At 73.4% G+C, this 16,039-nt stretch carries 11 protein-coding genes; 3 read left to right on the top strand and 8 right to left on the bottom strand.

Going from position 1 to position 16,039, the window contains the following annotated elements:
- The first annotated feature begins 31 nt into the window (after positions 1-31).
- Positions 32-883, top strand: a complete 852-nt coding sequence (locus tag F5972_RS10155; RefSeq protein ID WP_150933151.1) for a hypothetical protein — start codon at positions 32-34, stop codon at positions 881-883.
- Here the strand turns inward: F5972_RS10155 and F5972_RS10150 are convergent.
- The 4 genes from F5972_RS10150 to gltB all read right to left on the bottom strand — a co-directional run bounded on the left by F5972_RS10150 (position 807) and on the right by gltB (position 9,348).
- Positions 807-1,223 carry a DUF2784 domain-containing protein gene (locus F5972_RS10150; RefSeq protein WP_150933150.1) on the bottom strand — a complete coding sequence of 139 codons (417 nt, stop codon included), beginning with the start codon at positions 1,221-1,223 and terminating at the stop codon, positions 807-809. The two genes, F5972_RS10155 and F5972_RS10150, sit on opposite strands and share 77 nt — an antisense overlap.
- Before the next feature lie 102 nt (positions 1,224-1,325).
- Entirely contained in the window at positions 1,326-3,035 is a 1,710-nt protein-coding gene (locus F5972_RS10145; RefSeq protein ID WP_225311316.1) for a S8 family peptidase, read from the bottom strand.
- A gap of 226 nt (positions 3,036-3,261) precedes the next feature.
- Complete coding sequence (locus F5972_RS10140; protein WP_150933149.1) at positions 3,262-4,746, bottom strand: glutamate synthase subunit beta; 1,485 nt, start codon at positions 4,744-4,746, stop codon at positions 3,262-3,264.
- A 60-nt stretch (positions 4,747-4,806) separates the two neighbouring features.
- Positions 4,807-9,348, bottom strand: a complete 4,542-nt coding sequence (gene gltB, locus F5972_RS10135) for a glutamate synthase large subunit (RefSeq protein WP_150933148.1) — start codon at positions 9,346-9,348, stop codon at positions 4,807-4,809.
- A 169-nt stretch (positions 9,349-9,517) separates the two neighbouring features.
- Here gltB and F5972_RS10130 point away from each other — a divergent pair, with 169 nt between their 5' ends.
- Positions 9,518-11,263, top strand: coding sequence for a bis-aminopropyl spermidine synthase family protein (locus F5972_RS10130; protein WP_150933147.1), 1,746 nt, complete (start codon positions 9,518-9,520; stop codon positions 11,261-11,263).
- Positions 11,264-11,434: 171 nt separating this feature from the next.
- Here the strand turns inward: F5972_RS10130 and F5972_RS10125 are convergent, their stop codons facing one another.
- From F5972_RS10125 to F5972_RS10110, 4 genes are all read right to left on the bottom strand, one after another.
- Positions 11,435-12,349, bottom strand: coding sequence for a hypothetical protein (locus F5972_RS10125; protein ID WP_150933146.1), 915 nt, complete (start codon positions 12,347-12,349; stop codon positions 11,435-11,437).
- Positions 12,346-13,065 (bottom strand): VIT1/CCC1 transporter family protein, encoded by a 720-nt coding sequence (locus F5972_RS10120; RefSeq protein ID WP_150933145.1) that lies wholly within the window; start codon positions 13,063-13,065, stop codon positions 12,346-12,348. The genes F5972_RS10125 and F5972_RS10120 overlap by 4 nt, the downstream gene beginning before the upstream one ends.
- Complete coding sequence (lgt, locus tag F5972_RS10115; RefSeq protein WP_150933144.1) at positions 13,062-14,165, bottom strand: prolipoprotein diacylglyceryl transferase; 1,104 nt, start codon at positions 14,163-14,165, stop codon at positions 13,062-13,064. Before lgt ends, F5972_RS10120 begins: the two co-directional genes overlap by 4 nt.
- 88 nt (positions 14,166-14,253) lie before the next feature.
- Positions 14,254-15,321 (bottom strand): ADP-ribosylglycohydrolase family protein, encoded by a 1,068-nt coding sequence (locus F5972_RS10110; RefSeq protein ID WP_191910044.1) that lies wholly within the window; start codon positions 15,319-15,321, stop codon positions 14,254-14,256.
- A gap of 144 nt (positions 15,322-15,465) precedes the next feature.
- On the opposite strand from F5972_RS10110, the gene F5972_RS37105 reads away from it, so the two are divergent.
- Entirely contained in the window at positions 15,466-15,792 is a 327-nt protein-coding gene (locus tag F5972_RS37105; protein WP_191910043.1) for a hypothetical protein, read from the top strand.
- Positions 15,793-16,039: the final 247 nt, after the last annotated feature.

Below are 16,039 nucleotides of genomic sequence, written 5' to 3'. Positions count from 1 at the left end.
CGCGATCACCCGCGTGCCCTAGCCTGCAGCCATGGAACGTACCCGGGCATGGGGGGCGATAACGGCGCTGTTCACCCTGGCGGCGTGCGGAGGCCAGGCTACCGAATCCCCCACGCCTCCGCCGGGTGTTTCGGTGTCCCTGAACCAGTGGCGCAGCGACGAGGCGGCCCACGAGCTCGAGGTCTCCGTGCGCAACGACGGCGACACCCCCGTCAGGTTCGTCGACGTGCAGCTCGTCACCGGCTCCTTCGCCACGCTCCCGCCGACCCGGGTGGACTCCACGCTGGGCCGGACCCCGCGCACCGACCTGCGGATCCCCTACGGCGAGGCGCGGTGCGACCCCGCGACGATCCCGCCGGTCCGCCCCGCCACCGTCGTGGCGACCGTGCAGGCGGGCGAGGGGCCGGCGCGCAGGGCGGAGTTCCCCGTACGCCATCCGGACCCGCTGCTGGCGGGGCTGGTCAAGGCCGAGTGCGGGGCGTACCTCCTGCGCCGGGCGGCGGACGTGACCTTCGGCGACACGTGGACCAGGGCGGGCCGGACGCTGCGCGGGGTGCTCCTGGTGACCAGGAGGCAGGGCGCGGAGCCCGTGACGATCGACGAGCTGGGCGCCACCACGCACTACGCCGTCCGGCCGCTGTCGGGCCGCAGCCGTCCGGTGGCCGTGCTGGAGCCGGGGACGCCGCGCCTGGAGATCCCGGTTGAGGTCACGCCCGCCCGCTGCGACTGGCACGCCTTCGCCGAGGCGAAGAAGGCGTACCTGTTCCCGGTCTACGGGACGGTGGGGACGGGCGAGCGGCGCTACCTCATCGCGACGCCTCCGGCGCCGGTGCAGCAGACGTTCCTGTCGTACGCGAAGGACGTCTGCGGCGTCGGCGGATGACGACGGCCAGACCGGCCCAGGAGACGAGCACGACGGCGATCACGGCCAGCCGGACGACCGCGACGTACTCCTCGGGATAGACGATCCCCTCGATGTAGGTGTCGATGAAGCCGCCGGGCAGCAGGCCCCGCTCCCCCGCCCGGGCGCGTCCCCAGTTCTCCAGCGCCGTCAGCGGGCACTCCACCAGCCCGGTGAGCTGGACGAGCGCCCAGGCGCAGAGCGCGAGGTGCGGCCAGGCCAGCCGGGGCCGCCACCAGGCGGCGAAGCCGCCCAGGGCGATGTAGGCGATGACCAGGAAGTGCGCGGCCATCGTGGCCTGCCAGACGTACCGGTAGATCATGATCTGCCCTCCCGAACACGCCGAGGGTAGATCGCCGCCCGGCCGCCGGGCATCCGGCGGCCTACTCAGTTCGATACTCAGACGGGTCGATGCTCAGGCGGGTCAGCGCGTGACGGTCGCGGCCCGGGCGGCGTCGACCAGGCCGTGGCCGAAGAAGCCGTTCCTGCTCGCGGGGCCCTCGCATACCTGGGTCTCCCCGGTCCCGTAGCGGTAGGTGCGCGGCGAGGGGCAGCCCTTCGGCGTCGCCGTGGCGTAGAGCAGGCGCTCCACCTCCGCGGGGTCCATCTGGAGCCCGCCCGGGCCCGGCTTGCCGAACCGCCCGACGATGAGGGCCGCCACGCCGGTCACGTGCGGCGCCGCCATCGAGGTGCCCTCCATGTACTGGTAGTAGGCGCATTTGCCGGCATGGCACTCGCGGATCACCGAGTTGTCCTTCGGCATGCCCTTGGCGTCGAGCCGGCCCTGCGCGCGCAGGACGTGCTCGGGGGCGGCGGCGAGGATCTCCCGGTCCTTCCCCCGCAGCGCGGTGCCGCCGTCGAAGACGTCGCCGCCGGGTGCCGCGATGTCGGTCTGCTCGGTGCCGTAGTCGGAGTAGGGCGCCTTGCGGCCGCTCGGGCCGACCGCGGACACCGAGATGACGCCGTCGAGCTCGGCCGGGACGTTGCGGCAGGAGTTGTCGACGGACCGGTTCTTCTCCGAGCCCTTCGGGAAGTCGGGGCTGGAGGTGTCGGTCTTCGGCTTGCCGAGGTCTCCCCCGGCGTTCCCGATGGCGGTGATCAGGGTGACGCCGTGCGACCGGGCGTAGTTCACCGCCCGCCGCATCCCCTCCAGGATCGCCCGCTGCTCCGACCGCTCGGCGGGCGTGTCGCCTGGATTGTCCGGGCAGTTGAACGTCCAGGGGTCGACGTAGAAGCTCATGTTGACCACGTCGACGCCGATGTCGGCGGCGTACTCCAGGGCGTCCAGGGTCGGCTTGAGGAAGAAGAAGCCCGAGTCGGTGCCGGCGCGCAGGTTGACCAGCGACACGTCGGGGGCGACGCCGGCGACGCCGATGCCGTTGATGGGCGAGCCGATCGTGCTCGCGACGTGGGTGCCGTGGCCGTCGTCGTCGACGTCGGCCGGGTCCTTGCACCCCTGGTACTCGCAGGGTCCGTCGAGCTTCCTGCCGTTGGGGTCGGTGGGCTGGTCGGTCACGAAGTTGCGGCTCAGCGCCCGGTTGAAGTTCGGCGCGATGTCCGGGTGCCGGCCGTCGACGCCGGTGTCCATCACGCCGACCAGCACCTTGTGGCTGCCCCTCGCCTTCGCGTAGGAGCCCGTGGGCGTGGCGCCGATCATCTTCATGTCCCACTGGCGGCCGGCGAGCGGCTCCGCGCCTCCCGCTCGCCTCTCCCCCGCCCGCGCGGCCCCGTCCGGCCGTGTCGCGCCGGGGGACGTACGCCCCGCGCCGGCGGTCCGGCCGATGGGGCGGTCGCGGGCGACGCCGACCACGGCGGGGTCGGCGCCGATCCGCTCGGACGCGGAGGTGCGCACGAGGAGATAGCCGAGGCGGTCGTCGTGGGCCCGCACCGTGCCGCCGGCGGCCTCGGCCGCCCGCTGCGCGGCGGCCCGCCCGCCGTCCACGTAGAAGACCAGGTAGTCACCCGCCTGTCCGGCCGCGGTCGCGGACCCCGACGGACTCGGCGTGTCCAGCGCGACCGGCGAGGTAAGTGCGACCGGTACGCCCGGTATCACTGGTGCGCTGGACGGGGCGCCCAGCCCGCCGAGCAGTGCGACCGACATGATGGCCCCGGCGAGCCGCCCCCGTGCGTGCAACGCTCCTCCTCGATTCCGGGCCCGTGATCGGGCTCAGCATCTTCCCGGCAGCCGGCCGCGCGCCGCAACCCGCCGGACCGCGTGGCCCGAGGGCCGCACGGGCCGGCCGCCGCGCGGCCTGGCCTCCCGAGATGGAGGTATTCCCGGTTTGCCGGGTGACGCCGCCGGACACGGTCCAGTCGCCTGGAGGCCGCGCCGGCGGCGCACGTGGTGATCAGACGAGCGATCAGACGAGGGGCCGCGCCGTCGGGGGGATCGGCACGGGCAGGACCGTACGGCCGCTCAGGTGCCGGTCGACCGCCGCCGCCGCGGACCGGCCCTCGGCGATCGCCCACACGATCAGCGACTGGCCGCGGCCCAGGTCGCCGGCCGCGAACACGCCCTCCACCGACGTCTCGTACGAGGAGTTCCGGGCCACGTTGCCACGGGCGTCGAAGAACGACTCCGGGTCGCCCGACAGGGCGGCGAGGTCGTTCAGCAGCGGGCCCTTCTCCGGGCCGAGGAAGCCCATGGCGAGCGTGACCAGGTCGGCCGGGATCTCCCGCTCGGTGCCGGGGATCGGCGCGAACCCCGCCGCCGGGCCCTCGACCTCGACCAGGCGAAGCGCCCGCACGTTGCCCTCGTCGTCGCCGGCGAACCCGGTGGTGGACACCGCGTACACGCGGTCGCCCGCCCCGGCCTCCAGCTCCTCGTGCGCGCTCTCCATCTTGAACAGCATCGGGTACGTCGGCCACGGCTGGCTGCCCGGACGGGCCGCCGGCGGCCTCGGCATGATCTCCAGCTGGGTGACCGACAGCGCGCCCTGCCGGATCGCGGTGCCGATGCAGTCGGCGCCGGTGTCGCCGCCGCCGATCACGACGACGTGCTTGCCCTCCGCCGAGATCGGCGACTCCGGGTAGTCGCCCTCCTGGGCCTTGTTGGCCGGGGGAAGGTACTCCATCGCCTGGTAGACGCCCTTGAGCTCGCGGCCGGGCACCGGCAGGTCGCGCCACGCCGTGGCGCCGCCCGCCAGCACGACGGCGTCGAACTCCGCGCGCAGCTCGGCCGCTGTGACGTCCACGCCCACGTCGACGCCGGTGCGGAACTCGGTTCCCTCGGCCTCCATCTGGGCGATGCGGCGGTCGACGTGCCGCTTCTCCATCTTGAACTCGGGGATGCCGTACCGGAGCAGCCCGCCGATCCGGTCGGCCCGCTCGAACACGACCACGTCGTGCCCGGCGCGGGTGAGCTGCTGCGCGGCGGCGAGGCCGGCCGGGCCGGACCCGACGACCGCGACCTTCCGGCCCGTCCTGACGGCGGGCGGCTGCGGCGTGACCCAGCCCTCGGCGAAGGCCCGGTCGACGATCTCGACCTCCACCCGCTTGATCGCGACCGGGTCGGAGTTGATGCCGAGCACGCACGCCGACTCACACGGAGCGGGGCACAGGCGGCCGGTGAACTCCGGGAAGTTGTTGGTCGCGTGCAGCCGCTCGATCGCCTCGCGCCAGTCGTCGCGGTAGACGAGGTCGTTCCACTCGGGGATGAGGTTCCCGAGCGGACAGCCGTTGTGGCAGAACGGGATGCCGCAGTCCATGCATCGGGCCGCCTGCTTGGTCAGCGCGGGCTTGGGGAAGTCCTCGTAGACCTCGCGCCAGTCGCGGATGCGCACGTCGACCGGGCGGCGCGCCGGCAGCTCGCGCCCGTGTGTCAGGAACCCCTTCGGGTCAGCCATCGGTGTACCCCCCTTATCGTCGCGTGGGAATTGCGGTGGTGGTGACGACGTTCATCGGCGTCACCCGTGGGCGGCGGCCATGACCGCCTCGTCGATGTCGCGCCCTTCGGCCTCGGCGGCGGCCCGCGCCAGCAGGACCCGCTTGTAGTCGGACGGCATGATCTTCGCGAACCGGCCGAGCGCGGCGTCCCAGTCCGCCAGCAGCGCCTTGGCGACCGTGGACCCGGTCTCCGTGAGGTGCCGGTCGACGATCTCCCGCAGGAACTCGGCGTCCTCGTCGTTCAGCGCCTCGAGCTCGACCATCTCACGGTTGACCCGCTCGGGCCGCAGGTCCAGCACGTACGCCACGCCGCCCGACATGCCGGCGGCGAAGTTGCGGCCGGTCGCGCCGAGGACGACGGCCTTACCGCCGGTCATGTACTCGCAGCCGTGGTCGCCCACGCCCTCGACGACGGCGGTGGCGCCGGAGTTGCGCACGCAGAACCGCTCGCCCACGATGCCCCGGACGAAGACCTCGCCGGACGTCGCGCCGTACAGGCCGACGTTGCCCGAGACGACCTGCGTCTCGGCCTCGAACGGCGCGTCGGGGTGCGGCCGGACCACGATCCGGCCGCCCGACAGGCCCTTGCCGAGGTAGTCGTTGGCGTCGCCGGTCAGCCGCAGCGTGACGCCGCGCGGCACGAACGCGCCGAACGAGTTGCCCGCCGAGCCGGTGAACGACACGTCGATCGTGTTGTCGGGCAGGCCCGCGCCGCCGTACCGCCTGGTCACCTCGTGGCCGAGCATGGTGCCGACCGTGCGGTTGACGTTGCGGATGGGCAGCTCCAGCGTGACCGGCTCGCCGAGGTTCAGCGCGCCCTCGGCGAGCTGGATCAGCGTGTTGTCCAGCGCCTTGTCGAGACCGTGGTCCTGCTCGGCGACCCTGCGGCGCGGGGTGCCCTCGGGCAGCTCCGGCTGATACAGGATCGGCGACAGGTCGAGGCCGGCGGCCTTCCAGTGCTCGACGGCGCGGGTGGTGTCGAGCAGGTCGGCCCGCCCGATGACCTCGTCGAGCGAGCGGTAGCCGAGCTCGGCGAGGTACTCGCGCACCTCCTGGGCGACGAACTCGAAGAAGTTCACCACGAACTCGGGCTTGCCGCTGAACCGCTTGCGCAGCTCGGGGTTCTGCGTGGCCACGCCCACCGGGCAGGTGTCGAGGTGGCAGACCCGCATCATGACGCAGCCGGAGACGACCAGCGGAGCGGTGGCGAAGCCGTACTCCTCGGCGCCGAGCAGCGCCGCGATGACCACGTCGCGGCCGGTCTTGAGCTGGCCGTCGGCCTGCACGACGATGCGGTCGCGCAGCCCGTTGAGCAGCAGCGTCTGCTGGGTCTCGGCCAGGCCGAGCTCCCAGGGGGCGCCCGCGTGCTTGACCGAGGTCAGCGGGGAGGCGCCGGTGCCGCCGTCGTGGCCGGAGATCAGCACGACGTCGGCGTGGGCCTTGCTGACGCCCGCCGCCACGGTCCCGACCCCGACCTCGGCGACCAGCTTCACGTGGACGCGGGCGCGCGGGTTGGAGTTCTTCAGGTCGTGGATGAGCTGGGCGAGGTCCTCGATCGAGTAGATGTCGTGGTGCGGCGGCGGCGAGATGAGGCCGACGCCGGGGGTGGAGTGCCGGGTCTTGGCGATCCACGGGTACACCTTGTGGCCGGGCAGCTGGCCGCCCTCGCCGGGCTTGGCGCCCTGCGCCATCTTGATCTGCAGGTCGTCGGCGTTGACGAGGTATTCGCTGGTCACGCCGAACCGGCCGGAGGCCACCTGCTTGATCGCGCTGCGCCGCTCGGGGTCGTGCAGCCGCTCGGGGTCCTCGCCGCCCTCGCCGGTGTTCGACTTGGCGCCGAGCCGGTTCATCGCGATGGCCAGCGTCTCGTGCGCCTCCATCGAGATGGAGCCGTACGACATGGCGCCGGTGGAGAACCGCTTCACGATCGACTCGACCGGCTCGACCTCGTCGATCGGGATCGGCGCGCCGGCGGGACGCAGCTTGAACAGGCCGCGCAGCGTCATGAGCTTCTCGGACTGCCCGTCCACGAGGGACGTGTACTCCTTGAAGATCTCGTACCGCCGGGTGCGGGTGGAGTGCTGGAGCTTGAAGACGGTGGTCGGGTTGAACAGGTGCGGCTCGCCCTCGCGGCGCCACTGGTACTCGCCGCCGACCTCCAGCCGCCGGTGCGGGTTCTCCGCGCGGGGATAGGCCCGCGCGTGCCGCTCCAGCGCCTCCCTGGCCAGCACGTCGAAGCCGACGCCGCCGAGGCGGGAGGTGGTGCCGGTGAAGCACCTGTCGATGACCTCGGCGCCGAGGCCGAGGGCCTCGAAGATCTGCGCGCCGGTGTAGGAGGCGACCGTGGACACGCCCATCTTGGACATGACCTTCAGGACGCCCTTGCCGTACGCCTTGATGAGGTTGCGCACGGCCTTGCGCGGGTCCAGGTCGAGCTGACCCGTCGCGATCATGTCCTCGACCGTCTCCAGGGCGAGGTAGGGGTTGATCGCGCTCGCGCCGTACCCGACGAGAAGGGCCATGTGGTGGCACTCGCGGGCCTCGCCGGTCTCGATCACGAGGCCGACCCGGGTGCGGGACTTCTCCCGGATGAGGTGGTGGTGCACCGCGCCGGTGAGCAGCAGCGACGGGATCGGCGCCCGCTCGCGGGAGGACCCGCGGTCGGACAGCACGATGATCCGGGCGCCGTCCTCGATGGCCCGGGAGACCTCCAGGCGGATCTCCTCCAGCCGCCGCACCAGCGCCTCGCCGCCGCCTGCGGCGTCGAACAGGCCGGACACGACGTACGGCTGGAAGCCGGGCAGCGCGCCCTCGTCGTTGATGTGGACGATCTTCGCGAGCTCGTCGTTGTCGATCACCGGGTAGGGCAGCACGAGCCGGCGGCACGAGGCCGGGCCGGGGTCGAGCAGGTTGCCCTCGGGGCCGATCGTCGACTGCAGCGAGGTGACGAGCTCCTCGCGGATGGCGTCCAGCGGCGGGTTCGTGACCTGCGCGAAGAGCTGGCTGAAGTAGTCGAACAGCAGCCGCGGCTTCTCGCTCAGCACGGCGACGGGGCTGTCGGTGCCCATCGAGCCGATCGGCTCGGCGCCGTTGCGCGCCATCGGCGTGAGGATGATCCGGAGCTCTTCCTCGGTGTAGCCGAAGGTCTGCTGCCGCTTGACCAGCGCCTCGTGGGTGGGGTGCTCGTGCTCGCGCTCGGGCAGCTCCTCGAAGCGGACCAGGCCCGCGTGCAGCCACTCGCCGTACGGCTCGGCGGCGGCGAGCTCGGCCTTGACCTCGTCGTCCTCGATGATCCGGCCGCGCGCGGTGTCCACGAGGAACATCCGGCCCGGCTGCAGGCGGCCCTTGCGGACGACCTTCTCCTGCGGGATGTCGGACAGCACGCCGGCCTCGGAGGCGAGCACGACCAGGCCGTCGTCGGTGACCCAGAACCGGCCCGGGCGCAGGCCGTTGCGGTCGAGGACCGCGCCGACCAGCGTGCCGTCGGAGAAGGTGATCGACGCGGGGCCGTCCCACGCCTCCATGAGGGTGGAGTGGAACTCGTAGAAGGCCCGGCGGGCCGGGTCCATCTCGGTGTGGTTCTCCCACGCCTCCGGGATCATCATCAGCACGGCGTGCGGCAGCGACCTGCCGCCGAGGTGCAGCAGTTCCAGCGTCTCGTCGAACGAGGCGGTGTCGGAGCCGTCCGGGTCGCAGATGGGGAACAGCCGCCGCAGGTCGCCCGGGATCAGGCCGGTGGCGAGCATCGCCTCGCGGGCGCGCATCCAGTTGCGGTTGCCGCGGACGGTGTTGATCTCACCGTTGTGCGCGACGTACCGGTAGGGGTGGGCCAGCGGCCAGGAGGGGAAGGTGTTCGTCGAGAAGCGCGAGTGGACCAGCGCGATGGCGCTGACGTAGCGCTCGTCGGACAGGTCGGCGAAGAACGGCTCGACCTGCAGCGAGGTCAGCATGCCCTTGTAGACGATGGTCCGCGAGGACAGCGAGGAGAAGTAGACGTCCGCCTCGTGCTCGGCCCGCTTGCGGAAGGCGAACACGATCCGGTCGAGGTCGACGCCGGTCTCGCCGCCGGGGGAGGTCACGAACAGCTGCGCGAAGTGGGGCATGACCGCCCGCGCGGTGGCGCCGGGCAGGTCGCGGTCCACCGGCAGGTCGCGCCAGCCGAGGATGCTCACGCCCTCCTCGGCGGCGATCTCCTCGATGAGGCCGATCGCGGTCTGCCTGGCCTGCTCGTCCGCCGGCAGGAACGCGGTGCCCGCGGCGTACGCGCCCTCCGCGGGAAGCTCACTGTGCCATCCCAGCCCGGCCGTCACGGCGCGGAAGAACGCGTCGGGGATCTGGGTGAGGATGCCCGCTCCGTCGCCGGTGTCCGGCTCGCTGCCGCTCGCGCCCCGATGGTCGAGGTTGCGGAGGGCCGTCAGTGCCTTGGCGACGATGTCGTAGCTGCGGCGACCCTGCACGTCGGCGACCATGGCGACGCCGCAGGCGTCGTGCTCATAGGCGGGGTCGTAGAGTCCCTGAGGCTCGGGGAGACCTCCGGGAAGGCCAAGGCGGGCAGCAGGCATGTAGTCACTCCCGTCGTCAACTTCTGCGTGGAACAGAGGGACGACGCTGGCCCTGCTGCGGTTGTGGTGCTTAGAGATTACAACACGCTGCCGGAATAGTGCCCCCCCGGTCCACTTCGCGAACCTTCACAGGTCAGCGCGGTGGATAGGGCCTCGATAGGGTTTGTCCATGGGTGGTCATGAGGCGATCGACGAACTGCTGGCGGAGGCCGGCGTGGACGGCCTGCACCTGCGCGGAGCACTGGCGCTCCTCTCAGGCGGCCGCTGGTGGACCCTGTCCGACCTGGTACGGGAGACCGCGACGCCACGGCGGACGATCGAGTCGCTACTACGGGTGCTCCCCCTTGAGCACAGCGGCGATCGTGTCCGTATACCCATGGATCAGGTCAACCGCTTCAACGCGGGGGTCGAGCCGGAAATTTCCGATCTCGGGAATCCGGTGTCCGAAATGGTCCCGGAACACGCCGAAACCCTCGCCCGTCTGGAGCGGCTGATCGCCGAGGCCCCCCGGGGCCGGCACGCGCTCGACCACGTCTCCGCGACCGCCGAGACCGTGCTGCGCCGCGCGCTCCTGCTGGGGCGGCGGTTCTGGCTGCCCGGCGCCCGCCTGCTCTGCGTCGGCGACCACGACCTGACCTCGCTGGCCGTACGGATGGTCCACCCGGAGGTCGAGGTGGCGGTGGCCGACATCGACGACCGCATCCTGGAGTTCATCGACGCCCAGGACCTCGGGGTGCGCACCCGGTGGGCCGACCTGCGCCTCGGCCTGCCGCCGTCGCTGCGCGGCTGGGCCGACCTCGCGATCACCGACCCGCCGTACACACCGGAGGGGATCGGGCTGTTCGCCGCCCGGGCCGCCGAGGGCCTGCGCGACCGCGAGCGGGGACGCATCCTCGTGGCGTACGGCGCCTCCGAGCGCACCCCGATGCTCGCGCTGAAGGTGCAGAAGGCGCTCGTCGACCTCAACCTGCTGCACGAGGCGATATTTCCGCACTTCAACCGGTATCACGGGGCGGAGGCGATCGGCAGCGCGGCGGACCTCTACGTGCTGCGTCCCACCACGAAGACCTGGCCCGCGATCGCCGCGCGACTCGACCGCCTCGCCACGGCCATCTACACGCAGGGCCCCCAGGCCGTGGAGTCCGCCCCCGCCGGACGTCCCGACAGGGCGGCGGCGAAGGCGGCGGGCAGCGCGGCCGGCCCGGGTGCGGCAGGCGCGGCGGACAGGGCGGCGGACGAGGCGGCGGTGACCGCGTTCGGGCCGGGCCTGCTCGCCGGGGACTGGCCGCGCGGCCTGCTGCCCCAGGTGCCCCGCACCCGGCTCGCGACGCTGCTGGCCAAGCCGTACGCCGCCGACCCGGAGCGGGTGGCGATCGCGGTGCCGGCCGGGCTGGAGGCGGCCCTCCCCCGCCTGCTGCTCGCGACCCGGGCCCGGCACGTGCGGGTGCTCCTCGCCGCCCCGGTCGCCGGGCTGCCCGCGCTGGCCGCGTTGCTCGCCCCGGTCTACGAACTCTCCGCCGAGGGCCGTGTCCTCGACGCCGTACGGCTCGCGCCTCCGGAGGGCGGGCCGGACCGGATCATCCGCGCGATCCTCGACAGCGCGCACGGCAAGCTCGCCAACACCTGGCGGGAGGCGCTCACCAGGCCCGACCTCGTCAGGGCCGGCCTCACCCCGACGCCCGGACCCACCGCACCGTCCGGGCACGCCGAGGCTCCGGCGGCCACCGGGAAGGTCACGGCCGAACCTGCCACGACAGCCCGGCACGCCGCCGGGACGGCCGGGCTCACCAAGCGGCAGGCCAGGGCCGCCGTCGAGGAGGCCGCTCCCTGGGCCGGCGACGCGACCCCGCTCGAACTCCCGCTCCACCGCCTCACCCAGATGGCGGCGGAGATCACCACCCCCACCCCGGCCTGACCCTCGCCGAAGATCCACCGGCAGGGCGAGTCCCGCACGGCGACCAGCCGAGGCGCCGCGTTCCCTCCCCCCGCTCCCAGCCGCCGGGATACCGGCGGGCGGGTGCGAACGGCGCGTTTCCGGGACTCCGGCCGGTGCGCCGACGGGCTGCCGGCCCCCGCACCGGGCGTGCTACTGGGCGGAGGGGGACGGCGGCGCTGTCGCGGAAGGGGCCGGAGAGGCGCCGGGATCGGACGGCGGGTCCTCCGCGGGCTGGGCGGTGTCGGCCGGGCCCGGCGGCTGCGCGGGGTCCGACGGGACGCCGGCGACCGCGACCACCCGGCGGAAGACCGCTCTTTCCGCCTCCCGCACGGCCAGGCCGAGCATGACGAAGTCGTCGTTCTCCCCCGGTTCGGCGCCGTCGGTCCTGCCGATCCAGGCCACGCCGAGATAGTGCCCCATGACCTGGGCGCTGGCCTCGCTGTAGGTGCCGAACTTCGCCCGGGGGGATTCGAGCGGCTGCACCCAGGAGCCCCGGTAGAGATCCGCCAGCGACGTGGCCAGCGACTCGGCGGCGGCGACGGACGACAGGTTGAACAGCGTGTACTGCGCGAGGTAACCCCCGTCGGCCGTGGCGTACAGGCCGCGGACGGCCTGGGTGCATCCGGCCTTCGCGAGGGAGTCGGCGAGGTCGGCGCCCCACACCGCTCCCCCGCAGGCCTGGTCGAGACGGCTGGTGAGGCGGCGCAGCGTGATCTTGCCCGCGCTGAGCGTCCGGGCGCCGAACACCTCCTGGACGCTCAGCGGCGCGCCGTCCGCCTTGCGGTCCGCGATCGGGGCGAACTCCTTCAGCGACGGCCAGGACTGGAAGGACGACGGCAGCCCCTGGCCCGCGATGTCCGCCGTCGCTCCCGTCGGCGCCGCGGGTCCGCCTCCGCCCAGCGCGTTGACCACCAGTGTCAGCACCAGGGCGATCGCCAGCACGCCCACGGCGGTCACCGACCACACGAGCACGCGCTGCTGCCGGTCGTCCAGCCCGAGTTCGGTGAGGGTGGATCCGGCCCAGCGCTCGGCCGTCGCGGACGACCGGCGCTTGCGCTTGGTCATAGACCGCCGGTTCCTATCAGCGAGCCCAGGCCCCAGGTCAGCGCCGCCGCCACGGCCCCCACCACGAGCTGGCGGAGGCCGCTGAACCACCAGCTTCTGGCCGTCACGCGCGAGACCACCGCGCCGGCGACGAACAGCGCCACCATGGACGCGGCGGCCGGGATCCACAGGCTACGCGCGCCGAGCAGGTACGGCAGGAGCGGGACCAGGGCGCCGAGGGCGAACGACAGGAACGACGACCCGGCGGCAAGCAGCGGCGACGGCAGGTCGCCGGGGTCCACGCCCAGCTCGGCCCGCGTGTGGACGGCGAGCGCCTCCTCCGGGTCGCGGGAGATCTGGCGCGCGACCTCCCTGGCGGTCTCCGGATCCACGCCCCGCTGGACGTACATCTGGGCCAGCTCGGCCTCCTCGGCCTCGGGATGCCGCTCCAGCTCCCGCCGCTCCACGTCGATCTCGGCCTCGGCCAGCTCGCGCTGGCTGGCGACCGACACGTACTCGCCGCCCGCCATGGAGAACGCTCCGGCGGCCAGGCCGGCGATGCCCGCGAGGGCGATGATCCTGGTCTCTGCGGTGCCGCCGGCGACGCCCGCGATGAGCGCGAAGTTGGACACCAGGCCGTCCATCGCGCCGAACACCGCGGGCCGCAGCCATCCGCCGGTGACGTCCCTGTGCTGGTGGTGTGCCTCGGCCCGTGCCCCCGTCCTGGCCTCGGTCATCGCCGCCCGGCCTCCGGTTCCGGCATGGTCCCGCCGTCGCCGGTGGCGCCGGCGCCCGCCGGCGCCCTGTCCCCCTCACCGGAGTCCGCCGGAGCGTCATCGGATCCCGCGGAGGCGGAGTCCACCGATGCGGAGTCCACCGACGCGGGGCCGGTGCCGTCGGTCGCCGTCGTGTCCTCCTGGGCGGTGGGCGGGCCGCCGGCCTCCCCGCCGCCGAGCTCGGGCTCGTCGGCCTGGTCCCGCTGGTGAGCGGGGTCGGCGCCCTCGCCGTCCCCCGCGAGGACGCCGACCGGCTCCTCACCCGTCCGGTTGCGGGACAGCAGCAGGTACGCGACGGCGCACAGGAAGATGACGATCGAGGTCCACTGGTTCAGCCGCAGGCCGAGGATCTCGTGCGCGGGATCGACCCGCAGCCCCTCGATCCAGAAGCGGCCCAGCGTGTAGCCCGCGATGTACAGCGCGAACACCCGGCCGTGGCGGAGGCCGAAGCGGCGGGCGGCCAGGATCAGCACGCCGGCGAGCGCCAGGTCCCACAGCGACTCGTACAGGAAGGTCGGGTGGTAGGTGCTCGCGCCGGGGACGGTGCCCGGGCGGCCCGGCTCGATCTCCAGAGCCCACGGCAGGGTGGTGGGGCCGCCGAAAAGCTCCTGGTTGAAGTAGTTGCCCCAGCGGCCGATGGCCTGGGCGACGGCCACGCCGGGGGCGAGGGTGTCGGCCACGGCCGTGAAGGAGATGCCGCGGCGGCGGCAGGCGATCCAGACGCCGAGCGCGCCGAGCGCGACCGCGCCCCAGATGCCGAGGCCGCCCTCCCAGATGAACAGGGCGTCGATCGGCCGCTTGGGCGCGTCGGAGCCGAAGTAGATCTGCCAGTCGGTGATGACGTGATAGAGACGTCCGCCGACGAGGCCGAACGGCACGGCCCAGACCGCGAGGTCGGTGACCGTCCCGGGGGCGCCGCCACGGGCGCGCCAGCGGCGTTCGCCGATCCAGACGGCGACGACGACGCCGAGCACGATGCACAGGGCGTACGCGCGGATCGGGATCGGTCCGAGATTCCAGACCCCCTGTGACGGGCTGGGAATCGAGGCGAGGAGGGGCATGTAACGTGACGTTACCGCAAGAGGGGGCGAGTCCGGTGCCCGCCGCGTTCATCGGTACAAGGACGTGCTCCGGCCGCCCTGGGCGGGGTCACTCCGGGGGCGGAGACGTGCGGAGGGCGGCCAGGCGGGCCGCGAGGTCCGGCAGTCCGGGATACTCGCCGAGGTCCACCAGCCCGAGCCAGCCGAGCGCGGCCACCCCTTCCGGTTCGCGGGCGCCGAGGACCCCGCCGACGAGCGCGGCGACCGTGTCGGTGTCGCCGCCCAGGGACACGGCGTACGGCAGCGCCGCGGCGAGGGTGGGGGCCTCCCGCATCACGTGGACCACGGCGGCGACGGTCTCGGCGGCGTCCAGCGAGACCCCCTCGGACGGGGGCGTCCACCGGCCGTGAGCGGCGTCCACCACGGCTTCCATCGCAGCTTGCGTGACGGCTCCCGTCAGTGCGTCAGCAGGTGTCCGGTGGCCGCCCGCCGTCACACCGTCCGCCCTGCTGTCCATCACGGCGTCCGCAGGCTCGGGAAGCCCGACCGCCCATCGGGCCTCGTCCGCCGCCACCTCCAGCAGGGCGGGCACGCTCTCTCCCTCCACGGCGTGCGACGCCATCGCCGCGATCACACAGGCCGCCGCCACGGCCGCGGGCGCGCGGTGCGTCGCGGCGGAAACGACCTCGCAGAGCCGGCGGCGCAGAGCGGGCCGGTCGGGCGGCACGGCCCAGCCGATCGGGGCGGCGCGCATGGCCGCGCCGTTGGTCGGCCGGTCTCCGGCCGTGGGTACGGGCGGCTCACCCGTGGCGTGGAAGTGCGCCAGGGCGTGCCGGGTGGTGGGTCCGAGGCCGCGCACGGCCGGAGCCGCCTCGGCGAGGCGGGTCAGGAACTCCAGGGAGGTGGGGCGGCCCCCGGTGTCGGCCAGGCACCGCGCGACCAGCACCATCTGTGCCGTGTCGTCCGAGGTCGACCCGCGCGGCCATCCCCTGTCCGGGACGGGGAGCCGGACGACCCGCTCGGGGTCGATCCGCTCCGGCCCGCGCCCCTCCCACGGCACACCGAGCGCGTCGCCGGCCGCGAAGGCCGTCATCGCCCGGTGGATCCGTACGGCGACGTCCCGCCGGGGGTCACCGACTGGTATGGAGTGTGGGGCGAAACGGTCGTCGCGGGTCATGCCGGAATCGTGACCCGCCACGCCACGGCGAAACCCGCGACGGCGCGGTAGGGGCGTCCGGCCCTTCGAGAGGCGACGCATGGGCCGTCGGCCGGTCCCACAGGTCCCTGGTGAGCCGAGCGCCGAAACGGGCAGACTCCGATCATGAACGACACACTCACGCCCGAGGCGGTCATGGTGGAGACGAGCGGGCAGGTGCCCGCGGGAGCGGTCACCGAGGCGCGGGAACGCATCGCGTCGGTGTCCAGGTTCACCGCCAAACCGATCCTCTACGCCAGGGTCAGCCTCGCCTACAGCCCGTCGCTCAGCCCGGGAGAACGGTGCGCCGCGCGGGCGGTCCTCGACGTCAACGGGCAGCCCGTGCACGCCCAGGCCGAGGCGGAGACCATGCACCTCGCGATCGTGGAGGTCCAGCACCGCCTCCGGGTGGGCCTGGACCGCCTGTCCTACCGTCCGGCCCACCGAGGCTGAACTTCTCCGGCCGGCGCGGCTCCGCCGGGGCGTCACGGCCGAGTGGCCGGTGGCGGCCCGGCGGACCGAGGCGCCGCGAACTGCGGCAGGGCGCGACGGAAGTTGGTCCAGGGACAGACTGACCTCTGGATGAACCGTCGCGCCCAGCCGAGGTTGGCAATGAGTTCGGAACGGGCACCCGCACTGGTCGCTGCCCGCATACTCGGCTTCATCGAGCACACCGCTGATCACGACCGGGACTCCCATA

It is taken from the genome of Microbispora cellulosiformans, assembly GCF_008728085.1.
GTDB lineage: Bacteria > Actinomycetota > Actinomycetes > Streptosporangiales > Streptosporangiaceae > Microbispora > Microbispora amethystogenes.
This window is presented reverse-complemented; position numbering and strand designations above follow the sequence as displayed.